The organism is Leptospira soteropolitanensis (genome assembly GCF_026151655.1).
Taxonomy (GTDB): Bacteria; Spirochaetota; Leptospiria; order Leptospirales; family Leptospiraceae; genus Leptospira_A; species Leptospira_A soteropolitanensis.
Window position 1 is genome coordinate 154809 of record NZ_JAMQPN010000003.1, and the last position, 13001, is coordinate 167809.

General features: G+C 38.6%; 10 protein-coding genes. 5 read left to right on the forward strand and 5 right to left on the reverse strand.

What is annotated here, in order from left to right; all coding sequences use genetic code 11:
• Nucleotides 1-16: 16 nt before the first annotated feature.
• From ND811_RS09220 to ND811_RS09230, 3 genes are read left to right on the forward strand one after another with little or no spacing between them, the layout of a single operon-like run.
• Nucleotides 17-1381 (forward strand): TolC family protein, encoded by a 1365-nt coding sequence (locus tag ND811_RS09220; RefSeq protein WP_265351660.1) that lies wholly within the window; start codon nt 17-19, stop codon nt 1379-1381.
• Complete coding sequence (locus ND811_RS09225; RefSeq protein ID WP_265351659.1) at nt 1371-2363, forward strand: heavy metal-binding domain-containing protein; 993 nt, start codon at nt 1371-1373, stop codon at nt 2361-2363. The genes ND811_RS09220 and ND811_RS09225 overlap by 11 nt, the downstream gene beginning before the upstream one ends.
• The gene (locus tag ND811_RS09230) at nt 2344-5535 is read left to right on the forward strand and encodes an efflux RND transporter permease subunit (protein ID WP_265351658.1); all 3192 of its coding nucleotides are present in this window, start codon (nt 2344-2346) and stop codon (nt 5533-5535) included. Before ND811_RS09225 ends, ND811_RS09230 begins: the two co-directional genes overlap by 20 nt.
• Before the next feature lie 35 nt (nt 5536-5570).
• Here the strand turns inward: ND811_RS09230 and ND811_RS09235 are convergent, their stop codons facing one another.
• Genes ND811_RS09235 through argB form a run of 3 tightly spaced genes read right to left on the reverse strand, consistent with a single transcriptional unit; the run spans nt 5571 to nt 8808 of the window.
• Complete coding sequence (locus ND811_RS09235) at nt 5571-6161, reverse strand: hypothetical protein (RefSeq protein ID WP_265351657.1); 591 nt, start codon at nt 6159-6161, stop codon at nt 5571-5573.
• A 16-nt stretch (nt 6162-6177) separates the two neighbouring features.
• A complete protein-coding gene (locus tag ND811_RS09240; protein WP_265351656.1) occupies nt 6178-7923 on the reverse strand; it encodes a GAF domain-containing SpoIIE family protein phosphatase in 1746 nt (581 codons plus the stop codon).
• 6 nt (nt 7924-7929) lie between these two features.
• Complete coding sequence (argB, locus tag ND811_RS09245) at nt 7930-8808, reverse strand: acetylglutamate kinase (RefSeq protein ID WP_265351655.1); 879 nt, start codon at nt 8806-8808, stop codon at nt 7930-7932.
• Between the two features lie 20 nt (nt 8809-8828).
• Between argB and ND811_RS09250 the strand changes: the two genes are divergently transcribed.
• Nucleotides 8829-9638 (forward strand): carbon-nitrogen hydrolase family protein, encoded by an 810-nt coding sequence (locus ND811_RS09250; RefSeq protein WP_265351654.1) that lies wholly within the window; start codon nt 8829-8831, stop codon nt 9636-9638.
• Between the two features lie 57 nt (nt 9639-9695).
• On the opposite strand, the gene ND811_RS09255 is transcribed toward ND811_RS09250, so the two are convergent.
• Together ND811_RS09255 and alr are read right to left on the reverse strand one after the other, a co-directional pair.
• Nucleotides 9696-10589, reverse strand: coding sequence for an alpha/beta fold hydrolase (locus ND811_RS09255; protein WP_265351653.1), 894 nt, complete (start codon nt 10587-10589; stop codon nt 9696-9698).
• Between the two features lie 8 nt (nt 10590-10597).
• Nucleotides 10598-11728: an alanine racemase gene (gene alr / locus ND811_RS09260; RefSeq protein ID WP_265351652.1), complete on the reverse strand. Its 1131-nt coding sequence runs from the start codon at nt 11726-11728 to the stop codon at nt 10598-10600.
• Between the two features lie 55 nt (nt 11729-11783).
• Here alr and ND811_RS09265 point away from each other — a divergent pair, with 55 nt between their 5' ends.
• Complete coding sequence (locus tag ND811_RS09265) at nt 11784-12986, forward strand: aminotransferase class V-fold PLP-dependent enzyme (protein WP_265351651.1); 1203 nt, start codon at nt 11784-11786, stop codon at nt 12984-12986.
• Nucleotides 12987-13001: the final 15 nt, after the last annotated feature.

Here is a 13001-nt window from a genome sequence, read left to right on the forward strand (position 1 = left end):
AAAGCGGAGTGATTATATGAGAAGATATTATATATATAAATTAAAATATACTACATTACTTGTATTATGTATATTTATTACTGACTTGTTTGCAGGCAGTTCTAGCGATATTAATAGAAAAATAAACGAATTATTAAAAAAACATCCAGAAGTATCTTTGAAGTTTTTGGAAGCGAAGGAAAAGGGATTTCGATCCAAACATGCTGATGTTTATCCTGATCCCAAAATTGGCTTTGCATTTCGATCCTATCCTTATCGCTCTGGATTTGATACCGATCGAGCGAGACCAGATACACCCAGTATGACGGGAAAAGAATATTCAATCTCACAAGAAATTCCTTTCCCAGGTAGATTGAATTTAGAAAAACAAATTTTGAAATCAGATTCGGAGTTGGATTATTGGAGCGGAGTTTGGGTCCAAAATGAATTTATGCGATCTTATTTTGAATTGGTGTTATCCATTGCGGCAATTGAAAGGGAATTAAACGACCTACTTAGCATTGAAAAACAGCTGAATACAAAAGTCAAATTAGAGTCGTCCCAATATATTTCAGAACAATTTAAGTTATCAAACTTAATCAAAACAAAAAATCAGATTGAAAGAATTAAAGACCGAGTCATTGAGAAAACGATAACATTAAAAGAATTAAAACAATCCGTTGAGTTTTATTCGAATCATATTGGTGCCAATTCCATTACAGAAGAAGAGATTATTGGATATTTGGCAAATAAAGAAAGTAATATTGAGCAGGAATTGTCTGGGGATTCGCTATCAAAGTTCCCTCTGATTCAATTTGCTGAAGTAAACCAATCAAAGGCGATCGTTGAATCCAAAAAGGATGAGATTTTGCATTTGCCAGATTTTGAAATATTCCTGAGTTATATGCAAAGAAAACGTAAACCCTTTTTACTTGATAGTGGTCCTTTAAACTTAAGCATCATGGATAATCCTGAATTTGCTGGTGATCTTTGGAGTGCTGGTGTAACCATTCGTGTCCCTGTTTGGTCTTTATCGAAGATCGATGAATTAAACCAATCAAATGCGATCAGAATCACAAGGTTACAAAAGGAAAAAGAAAAGGAACAAATTCGACTTAAGTCAGAATACCAAGCAACGATCGAAGCATGGTTAGGGAATAAACAAAGATTCGAGCATTTTAAAAACAATCTTTTGCCATCCTTCCAAAAGAATATAAAATCATCACTTTCATCATATGCTAAGGGAGAAAGTGTATTAGGTGAGAGTTACGATTTAATTGTCGAATCATTAGAAATGCAATCTCAATTACACCAAATCCAATTCAAACGATGGTCAACAGTATTGAAATTACTGCAACTAACAAATCACTTGTTGCCAGAAGGAGAAATTCATGAAGATTAAAAAAATACTTTTTCCCATTGTGTTGTTATTCTTAGTTTCATGCGATGAAACCGTACACAATCATAAGGATATTTATACTTGTCCGATGCATCCCCAGATTGAAATGGATCATCCTGGAGAATGCCCGATATGTGGAATGCAACTCGTGAAAAAGGAAGATCCACTGCTCGAGCCTGAACGTGAAAATCATTCCCAACAAAAAGAACCTGATCTTAAGTTATCAGAGAATAAACAATCAATTCTTAACTTAGATACAATTCTTGTTTCGAAGGGGAAAATCATTAAGACAATTAATCTCAGTGGACAAGTTGCGTATGATCCTGAGATTTTTTCGACAGCTAATGAATATAAATCCATTGGTGCTGAGAATGAATGGGGAAAAGAAATTCGTGCCGGCATTCGTTTGAGGTTCACTAAGTTGGGGCTAAGTGAGAAACAGATCCAATACATTTTTTCGAAAAGCTCAAACCTTTTTCTGACAGGGAGATCCCATCAAACGGCACTTCTAGTGTTCCAAGTGTATGAGAATGATCTTTCATACTTAAAAGTAGGGAAGTTCATTGATTTAGTGAACCCAGTAGAAACGAATGCTCTCCCCAAGGCTAAAATTGTAGCGATAGGAAATTTGGTTAACCAAGATACAAGAACTTTGTCTGTTTGGTGTGAGGTGAAAGACTTAAAGGAATTCTTTAAACCTCAAATGTATGTGCAAGGCACCTATGAAATTGAAAAAACCAATGTGTTGAGAATTCCAAGAGAATCCATTCTCCCCACGGGAAAATCCGATTTAGTGTATAAAAAAACCGATACAAATCATTATACTCCAAAGAAAATAAAACTTGGGTTTTCCTCCACGGAATGGGTCGAGGTAACAGAAGGTCTAGAAGAGAATGATGAGATTGTATCCAAAGCAAATTTTCTATTAGATTCTGAATCAAAGTTAAAGTTAGGTGGAGATAAAAATGATCAGCACAATCATTAAATTTTCCGCTAACAATCGGTATCTTGTCATTTTTGCTACTTTATTTTTTGTATTAATGTCAATGTTTGCCATGAAAAATATTCCATTGGATGCTTTGCCTGATATGTCTGATACTCAGGTCATTATTTATTCCAAATGGGATCGGAGTCCAGATATCATTGAAGACCAAGTTACGTATCCAATCGTCAGATCGTTATTAGGTGCACCAAAGGTAAAAGCGATTCGGGGGTTTTCTGACTTTGGATATTCATTTGTGTACGTGATATTCGAAGATGGAACAGATTTGTATTGGGCACGTTCCCGAGTGAATGAATACATTTCCCAATTACAAAATAATCTGCCTGCAGGTGTAAACTTAAGTCTGGGGCCAGATGCCACAGGTGTTGGTTGGATCTATCAATATGTATTAGTAGATGAAACAAACCAGATGAATTTGGCTGAAATTCGCTCGTTTCAAGATTTTAAATTAAAGTATTTGCTGAATTCGATTCCAGGTGTGGCGGAAGTTGCCACTGTGGGTGGATTTAAGAAACAATACCAAATCCAAATTGACCCATTAAAATTACAAATTTTTGGAATCGATATGGATCGAGTCATAGATACGGTTCGTAAATCAAACGATGACATTGGAGCAAGGTTACTCGAAATTGGCGGGGCTGAATATATGATTCGTGTTAGAGGGTACGTTCAATCCAAAGAAGACATCGAACAGATATCGTTAGGTGCAAATTCAATTGGGACTCCCATTTATTTATCTCAAGTAGCCAAAATAGTAGATGGCCCTGACTTAAGGAGAGGAGTTGGTGATTGGAATGGAGAAGGTGATCAAGTATCTGGTATCATCATCATGAGGCATGGGGAAAATGCATTACGAGTCATTGAATCTGTACAAGATAAAATAAAATCAATAGAAGCATCTTTACCAAAAGGTTTAAAAATAAAACCAGTCTATGATCGTTCCATCCTCATTAACGAAACCATTCGTGTTCTAAAAGCAAAGTTAGCTGAGGAAATCATTGTTGTATCCCTTATCATTTTAATTTTTTTGTGGCATATCCCTTCTGCGATTGTTCCGATCCTCACGATCCCAATTGCGGTGGTCCTTTCTTTTTTACCAATGTATTTGGCTGACATCGGTTCCAATTTAATGTCCCTTGCTGGGATTGCTTTATCGATCGGTGTCCTTGTTGATGGAGCCATTGTAGAGGTTGAAAATGCTTATAAAAAATTGGAAGAGTGGGAAACATCTGGTCGGGTAGGAGACTTCCATGCGATTCGACTCGAAGCACTCCTAGAAGTGGGACCTTCTGTTTTCTTTTCTTTACTCATCATCGCAGTTGCCTTTTTCCCAATTTTTACATTGGTTGACCAAGAAGGAAAATTATTTAGACCACTGGCAATCTCAAAAAACCTTACAATGGCCATTGCTGCAATCCTTGCCATTACTGTTGATCCTGCATTTCGTATGTTATTCACGCGTATGGATCCCTTTACAAAGTTTACGCCAGTGGTAAATTCTCTTCTCACTAGTATCTTTGTAGGTAAATATTATTCAGAGAAAAACCATCCGATTAGCAAACGTTTGTACGCAATTTACGAGCCTATCGTGAAAACAATTTTGATCCATCCCCAAAAAACGATCTTCAGTGCGGTAATGTTATTTCTCCTTACTGTTCCGATTTATTTTAAGTTAGGGACGGAGTTTTTACCACCTTTGAATGAAGGTACTATTTTATATATGCCAACAACTCTTCCTGGGATTAGCATTGGGGAAGCAGAACGAGTATTAAAAATTATGGATCAAAAATTAGCGAGTTTCCCTGAAGTGGAATCGGTATATGGAAAAGCTGGAAGAGCAGATACTTCTACAGATCCTTCTCCCATCTCGATGTTTGAGGTCGTTATCACACTAAAACCAGAAAAAGATTGGCGGTATGGGCTCACCAAAGATGACCTAGTGAAACAAATGAATGAACAAATGGAGATTCCTGGATTTTCAAATGCATGGACTCAGCCAATCCGCGCTCGGATCGATATGTTATCTACAGGGATTCGGACACCGATCGGTATAAAAGTGTTAGGTGAAAATCTTGAAAAAATCCAAGAAGTTGGGATCAATATAGAAACTGTTCTAAAAAAAGAAAAAAATGTTCGCTCCGTTTTTGCAGAGAGAACATCAGGTGGGTATTATATTGATATTAAAATAAAAAGAGAGCTTGCTGCAAAGTATGGATTAACCATTGAGGACATCCAAAAAACAATCCTTTCTGCTTTGGGTGGAGAAACTATCTCTACAACCATTGAAAAAAGGGAAAGGTATTCCATTCAAATCCGTTATCCTAGGGAATATCGTGATAGTATGGAAATGATTTCAAAAGTACTGATCCCAATTGCAAATCGAGGCCATATTCCTTTGAGTTATTTAGCAACTCTTGAATACAACATTGGACCTACTATGATCCGAGATGAGAATGGGTTTTTAACTGGGTACGTTTATGTAGATACTACGGACATGGATTTGCTTGGATTTGTAGATCGGTTGAAATACATCGTAGAATCTGAAGTAAATCTTCCCAATGGTGTTTTTTTAGAGTGGAGCGGACAGTATGAAAATATTGTCCGTGTAAGAAACAGGATGATGATTGTAGTTCCTATTACACTGGTCTTGATTTTCTTTCTATTATACATCAATACCAAATCTATGATGAAAACAGCCATTGTTTTAACAGCAGTCCCTTTTTCCATGATCGGAGCCTTTTGGTTGTTATTTGTCTTGGACTATCAAATTTCAATTGCCGTTTGGGTGGGAATAATCGCACTACTTGGGTTAGATGCAGAGACAGGTGTTTTTATGCTGATGTATTTAGATCTTTCCTTTGAGAAACATAAAATTCAAAATCCGAATATGAATATACCTGAATTAAAACTTGCGATCATTGAAGGGGCAGTGCACAGAATTCGTCCCAAGATGATGACAGTTCTTTCCGGATTTATTGGGTTATTGCCAATTATGTGGGCAACGGGATCTGGCTCTGATCTAATGAAACGAATTGCTGCTCCGATGGTTGGAGGGCTTGTCACAAGTTTTGCACTTGAGCTTGTGGTTTACCCAGCCATATATTTTCTTTGGAAACAAAAAGAGATGGGGCTAAAGAATCGTAACTTGGCTTGAGTATGTATAATGGAAAAATAGCTGAAGATTCCTCTTCAGCTATTCTCTACTTTTTTCTGAAATTTAAGAATATTGTCCCGGATCTCTTCTTCTTTTTTATGGAGTTCTTGTAGGAATTCCGTATCGAGGATCATTTCGGGTTTTTTGATAAACTTACTTTCATCATAATTGTCAATTTCGTATAACAGATCTTCGATGTTGGATTCTACTTTGACCAAACTTTGGATGGATTCCACTACCTTTTTGTTTACAAAGAGTATTTCTTTAAATCGAAGAATGTAATGTTGGAACCTATTTTCGCGAATCATGGCTTGGCGTTGCATTTCCTTAACCACTTCGCGTTCTTTGAGAACCTCTTTTTTCTCAACTAGAATTTGATTTTTGAAGATTCGAATCAGATTTTCTGTTTCAAGTTTATAATTTTCAAAACTGCTATTGTGATTGTTTTGTAAGTCTTCTAGTTGTTTGCGGAAATCTTTTTCACGCAAACGATCTTGTTCTTTGCGTAATTTGTCAGATGTTAGTAACGCGTTTTTGACACGTGTTTCGATGACAGCATCTAACATGGCTTTGTGCAGTTTATCCAATCGTAAGGTCACTGCCATTGCATATAGAATGCGTTTCATAAAAACTCCTTTATTACTAGTTTAGACGAATAATAAAGAGAGAAAGGTCATCATGTGGCTCTGCTTCTCCTACAAATTCACTTACTTTTTGTAAAATAGCTTGTCTGATGACTTCAGGAGGATCATTGATATGTGATAAAATTACAGATTCCAGTCTTTCTTCTGAAAAGAGTTCTTCTTTCACATTCATAGCTTCAGTGACACCATCAGTGTAGAGCACAAGTAAATCACCTGGTAAATAACTGACAGTATGTTCAGAGAACTCACATTTCCCAATGCCCATTGGTTGGCCTTTGCCGGAAAGGTGTTGGATTTTATGGTGTTTTTTGCGATAGATGATTTGTAAGTTATGGCCTGCAGACGAATAAGTTAATTCTTTTTTTGTCATATTGATTCGCACAAGCATTGCAGTGACAAACATAAGGAATCCTGATTTGTCTTGTAAGATTTGATTTGCATTGAATAGCGCTTCGCTTGTGGAAGTTGTCTTTGCAACCTCTTGTTGTAAAACAGTTTTTGAAAACTCCATAAATAGGGCCGCAGGAGTTCCTTTCCCGGAAACATCGGCAATGATGACAGACACTTCGTCTTTTCCATGCACTACCATATCATAAAAGTCTCCTCCAATTTCACGTGAGGCCTGGTAGTATGTATCAAACTCTAAGAGTGAATACTGTTTTGGAATGATAGGGAGTGAATGTTTTTGAATCATCGCTGCCACTTGCATGTCGCGGTCTATATTTTTCAAACGTTCACTTTGTATCTTAACTTGTAATGCTGTATATGCTTCCCCAACTTGGTTCGTGAGGGTTCGTAGTATACGAATGTCCATTTCATCAAAACGTGTGCGTGATGTTTTATCGGATACTAACAGGGAACCAAGCCATTCTTTGTTTTTTAGGATTGGGAAAAGGATCATACTATGTTGAAACAATCCTTTGTGTGTGAGTTGGATCCCTTGCGGTGAGTTTGCAGTAATGATTTTAAAACCTTTGAACATCCAATCGGCTTTATCTGCGAAAAGCAAAGTTTCTACATCTTCATCATGGATTTGATCGGAAAAACCTTTGGATTTTGTCCGAGGCAGACCTTTTTTTTCGATCTTTTCAAAGTTGAGACAAACTCTATCCACCTGCAGTACTTCGGAAATAGTTTTTACAGCAAGATCCATAAATTCATCAGAGCTTTGGATATTGGCAAGTGCTTGGGAGATTTGAAACAAACCATTGAGTTCGTTTGCACGTAGATTGAGGCTATCAATCAGAAGGCGGTTTTTAACAGCAATTGCCGCTAGGTTAGAAAGATATTTTAAAATTTTAATATCGGTATGATTAAAATCTCGATTGTCAAGGGAGTTTACCGCTTCCAGTACACCTTGTACTTCCCCCTGTGCGACCATAGGTACACAAAGAAGATTTCTTGTGACATAGCCCACTTTTTGATCAATAGCTTTAAAAATTCTTGGATCGTTCGCTGCATCGTTAACTATTTCTGGTTGGAGAGTTTCCAATACCATTCCTGCAATCCCTTTTCCCCTAGGTACTGTTAGGTGAGCAAGAGATTCTTCTTTTAAACCACTGGTTGTATTAAAAACTAACTGATCATTTTCTTTATCATAAAGAAGTAGGGAAGAACCTTCCGTTTGGAGAACATCACGAGTAATTCCCATGATTTCGCTGAGTAGTGTGTCCAAATCTTCATGAGAGTTGATACGGCTTGTAATGTCTGAAATCAGACTTAATGTCAGTAGTTTTGTAGGCATCCGAATCTATCCTTGTTCGATCAAACTTCCAATCCCTTGGTTGGTCAAAATTTCAATTAATACGGAATGGGCAACTCTCCCGTCGATGATGTGGGCTCTTTTGACTCCAGAGTCAATCGCTCGCAAACAGCATTCTACTTTTGGTATCATGCCGCCAGAGATCTGTCCACTTTTTATATAACCATGAATATCACCCTTTTTGAGACCCGTTACCAATTGGCCGTCAATAAGGATACCGGGAGTGTCTGTGAGTAGAATGAGTTTGTCAGCATGGAGTGCTTCTGCAATGGCACCAGCCATTGTATCTGCATTGATATTTAATGTTTGTCCCTCTTTTGACATGGCAACCGGAGATATAATGGGTATAAAACCTTCACGTTGTAAGGTGAATAAAATATTGGGATCGACTGCCGTCACTTCTCCTACAAGACCTAAATCTACGTTTTGTTTTTTGCCATCTTCAGTTTCTACTTCCATTAAATATTTTTCAGCAATGGCAAGCCCACCATCTTTTCCAGAGAGGCCAACGGGTTTTCCACCTTTTTCTTGGATGAGAGAGACAATTTGTTTGTTTACTTTTCCAGTAAGAACCATTTCCACCACTTCCATTGTGGCTTCATCCGTCACTCGGTGTCCACGAATGAACTGCGTGTTGAGATTTAGAGATTTGATCAGAGCATTGATTTCAGGTCCACCACCGTGGACCACAACAGGATTGATCCCCAAATATTTGAGCAGTACAATATCTTCGGCAAAAGATGCTTTTAATTCTTCTTCCACCATCGCTGCCCCGCCATATTTGATAACAATGGTTTTTCCAGAATATTTGATCAAATAGGGCAGTGCTTCCAAGATATGATTGATTTTTTCAGAATGGTGGTTCATAAAAGTCCTCATTTATGATAATGAAATTTAAAGCCGCAGCAGTGCAAGTCACAAGTACAGCAAGAGTCTCAAATAACCTAACTAAGTGTAGGCAACTAGTGGAAGAGGCTGCGTCTGCCGGTGCCAAAGTCATTGGTCTTCCTGAAAATTTTTCCTTTATGGGAAGTGAAGCCGAGAAAAAAAATCTTCTCGGGCAAATTGAAGAAGAAACAAATGCTTTTTTACAAGAAACAGCAAAAGACCTTGGGATCTATTTACTAGGAGGAGGATTTCCTACCAAGGCACCTACAGGAAAGGTTTATAACACTGCTGTCATTAGGGATCCAGAGGGAAAGGAAGTCTTTCGGTATCATAAGGCGCATTTATTCAACGCAGTTGTAGGAGATGGGTTTAATTATAGCGAGTCCAATTCTACAGAAAGTGGGGGAAAAGTTCCCGATGTCATCCAAACCGAATACGGAAAAATTTCTTCTGCTATCTGTTATGATCTTCGTTTTCCTGAGCTTTTTCGAGCACTTTCAGAAAAAGGAGTAGAACTTTGTTTTTTGCCCGCAGCCTTTACTGTCCCTACGGGTGAAGCTCATTGGCATGTATTACTGCGTGCTCGTGCGATAGAAAATTTTATGTATGTACTGGCACCGGGCCAGACAGGAGTCCATGATCCGCATGGGAACCGTAAAACCTTCGGTCATTCTCTCATCATTTCTCCTTGGGGTGAAATTTTAGATGAGATCAATGCAGAGGAAGGTTTTGTTATAGCAGAAATAGACTTACAGAAGTTAAGCGAAATACGAAACCAATTACCAAGCCTAAACCATCGTTTGTTTTAAATTCCGAGTTCTTTTTTTTCTGATTCACATTCCTTTCCTCTTTAGATTTTGGAATGATTAAAAAAAAGATCGTTTGTTTGTGGAAGTTTTTTTCATCAAAAGGAAATCTTTCATCACTTTTTCAGCAGCCTTTTGTTTTTCCATGTGTACGAAATGTCCGCATTCGGAAAATAAAACGGCTTTGACATGAGGAGTGGTCCTTTCGAGTTCCATTACATCTTTTCCTGGGATGATAGGATCTTCTTCTCCTCGCATAATGAGAGTAGGAACTTGATTTCCAAATACTAAAGGACGAATATCAGTCCTATCTAACATTTCCAAAATCATTAGGATTTGTCTTGGGTTCAAACATTCAAATTGTGGATTATAGTCTTTGAGGAATTGTTTAATGTCTTCTCTGGCATGGAACGCTGACGAATCATACACACCATAGGAAAATCCAACTTGTAGTGCCTTGGGAAGGGACTTACCCAACTTAAAGCCAAGGTCAAAAAATGATCCCAAATTTGCACGAAGTCCCAAAACACCGATTTTTAAAATTCCTGGAACCGGTCCGTGGACATAGGGTGCAATCGAAATGACTTGTTTGATTCTTTGTGGGAAAAGAGAAGCAATAGCAAGCACAGCCATTCCTCCTGTGGAATGACCAACTAAGGTGATGTCTTTTTCGCCGGCAGAGGCCCAAATTCCTTGCGCTTGTGTTTCCAAAAAGTCTTGGAGAGTGAGTCCCTTTTTTTGGTCAAAAATTTCTGCGGGATAATGACCAACTAAGTCTAGTTCGATGACATCTCCCAACTGACGAAAAAAAGGAATATTAAGCCCCCAATACCCAGCCGCCGAACACCAACCACCAATGAGGACAATTGTTTCCTTGGCTTTGGGATTGAGTGATTTATGTTTAACGTAAGTTAATCTATGATTTTTCCAGTTATAAGTTTGTCTCTCTGACATAAGGTCCTCTAGTCTTCAATGATACGCGGGAAAGATCCCAAAATTCTTGTGACCACTTCATAATTAATGGTTCCGGTCCATGCCGCATGGTCGTCAGCAGTAATGATTTCATTCCCCGATTGGCCCAAAATGACAACATCATCACCGAGTTTTGCGTCGGGAATATGTGTAATATCAAGCATAGTCATATTCATACAAATCCTTCCCAAAATTTTAGCGCGTTCTCCGTGGATGAGCATGTATCCATTGTTGGACAGTTTCCTGTCTAGTCCCTCATAGTATCCGACGGGTACAACTGCCAATTTTGTATCGTGTGTGGTTTTATATGTGGATCCGTATCCAATCATTGTACCTTGGCTTAGATTTTGGATGTGTTGGATTTGTGTTTTCCAACTGAGTGCAGGTTTTAACATCCCTACATCTTTTTTCATAAGAGAGAGAGAGAGTTTTGTTTCCAGACTTGGCCAAAGTCCATAAAGAGAAATTCCTACGCGAACCAAATCCATCCTTGCTTCAGAAAATAACATGGCAGACGCAGAAGAAGCACAGTGGCATACAAGATCGATAAACCCGTGTTTAGCGAATGTGTCGATGGTATCCTGGAACCTTCCCAACTGTAACATCGAATAACTATGTTCTGTAAAATCTTCCGTACTTGCAAAGTGGGTGGCGATTCCAGAAAGCGGAAGTTTTTTCTCTAAAATTTCTTTTGCGAGAGCCTCGGCGTCTCTAATAGGAATTCCGAGCCTAGACATTCCGGTATCTACTTTCAAATGGATTTTTGGTGTTGGTGAAAGTTTGCTTAAGATTTCCATTTCTTCCACCCGAGAGACCATGACCCAAAAATTTTCATCTGCTAGTGATTCTTTTCTTTCTTTTAGATCGGGAATGCTTCCCATGATAAGGACTGTGGCTTTCGCAAAAACTCGACGAATGGAAAGGGCTTCTTCTAAAGAGTTCACTCCCAAGTAGTCGGCACCGGCATCAAGTGCGATGGAGGCAGTGGCGAGAAGGCCGTGCCCATAGGCATTGGATTTGATGACGGCGGTGAACTTGGTTTTGGGCCCAATCAGCTTGCGAAAAAGGGCAATATTATGGCTAAATGCCGACCTTGAGAGGTAAATTTTAGAAGAGAGCACGGTCCCATTTTTTTTTACTTTTCTCTTCTGTCGCTTCAGATATTTCTATTTTTGCATGTCTCTTAATCACTCTGAACTTCCTTCGTTTCCCACTTTTGAAAATTGGAAAGGGATCTCTCAGTATTTCCCCGTACAGAATGATTCCGTTTGGTTGAATTATTGTGGAACTACACCTGTTTCTACCTATGCCATCCAGATGATGAATCTCTACTTCCAAGAATATGCTAGGTTTGGGATTTTTGCACCCAGTTTTGCGGAACCAGTCATTAAGTCTGCCATCCGTGGATATCTCGCGGAGATTTTAAATTGTGATCCATCTGAAATTGGGATTGTACATAACACGAGTGAGGGGATGAACCTTTATTCGCACAGCATACAAATTCCGAAAGGAAAACGAATCCTCGTTTTGGAAAACGAATATCCAAGTAATGTGTATCCTTGGGAACATTGGAAAGAAAAGGGAGTGGGTTTAGAATTTATCCCTTTGGGAAAAACACCCGACGAATTTCTTCTCAACCTTAGAACTGAATTAGAAAAAGGAGATGTCTATATACTTAGCCTATCACCTGTTCATTGGTGTACGGGAATCGCCTTTGATATGGATGCTGTTTCTAAACTTTGTGAAACCAATCACACGAAACTTGTGATTGATGGTAGCCAAGCTGTGGGTCATATCCCCCTTGATTTTGGGGAAATAAAAGTGGCTTTTTGTGCCTTTGCCGCCTGGAAGTGGTTACTTGGACCACTCGGGCTTGGAGTGGTGTATTTATCCAAAGAAGAATCCAAAGGTTTCCAACTAATCTTCAAAGGCCAAGCCAGTGTCGTCAACGATTCCAATTATTTTCCTTATCGAGATGAATGGAAACCAGCTGCCGACCAATTTGAACAAAGTACCATCAACTTCAATGATTGGATTTATTTTTATGCATCCCTAAAGATGTTGTCGACTCTTGGTTTTTCTCGGGTGAGGGAGCGAATTTATGATGTGGCAGGAATGTTTAAAGTGGCTCTTCATGATTTAGGTTTTACTTTAGAATCCGATGCATTCCCCAATGTTAAAACAGGTATCCTTGCCATCACTGGTCATAAAGATCCTTCCAAGTTCCAACCCGAAGCCATCCAAGCTTTTCTAAAACAAAGGAAAATCACAACAGCAATGCGACTAGGACGACTCCGAATGGCCCCTCATATTGCCATTGAAGAAGAACATGTAGCCATAGTAAAAAAGGCCTTAAAAGAATATTTAAGCCAAAGTTAGGCGATACATTTTTTA

Bases quoted from the DNA above. Each gene is read 5' to 3' on its own strand.
- ND811_RS09230 (WP_265351658.1), top strand. From the start codon at position 2,344: ATGATCAGCACAATCATTAAATTTTCCGCTAACAATCGGTATCTTGTC.
- ND811_RS09250 (WP_265351654.1), top strand. From the start codon at position 8,829: ATGAAATTTAAAGCCGCAGCAGTGCAAGTCACAAGTACAGCAAGAGTC.
- ND811_RS09220 (WP_265351660.1), top strand. From the start codon at position 17: ATGAGAAGATATTATATATATAAATTAAAATATACTACATTACTTGTA.
- ND811_RS09240 (WP_265351656.1), bottom strand. From the start codon at position 7,923: ATGCCTACAAAACTACTGACATTAAGTCTGATTTCAGACATTACAAGC.
- ND811_RS09225 (WP_265351659.1), top strand. From the start codon at position 1,371: ATGAAGATTAAAAAAATACTTTTTCCCATTGTGTTGTTATTCTTAGTT.
- ND811_RS09265 (WP_265351651.1), top strand. From the start codon at position 11,784: ATGTCTCTTAATCACTCTGAACTTCCTTCGTTTCCCACTTTTGAAAAT.
- ND811_RS09255 (WP_265351653.1), bottom strand. From the start codon at position 10,589: ATGTCAGAGAGACAAACTTATAACTGGAAAAATCATAGATTAACTTAC.
- argB (WP_265351655.1), bottom strand. From the start codon at position 8,808: ATGAACCACCATTCTGAAAAAATCAATCATATCTTGGAAGCACTGCCC.
- ND811_RS09235 (WP_265351657.1), bottom strand. From the start codon at position 6,161: ATGAAACGCATTCTATATGCAATGGCAGTGACCTTACGATTGGATAAA.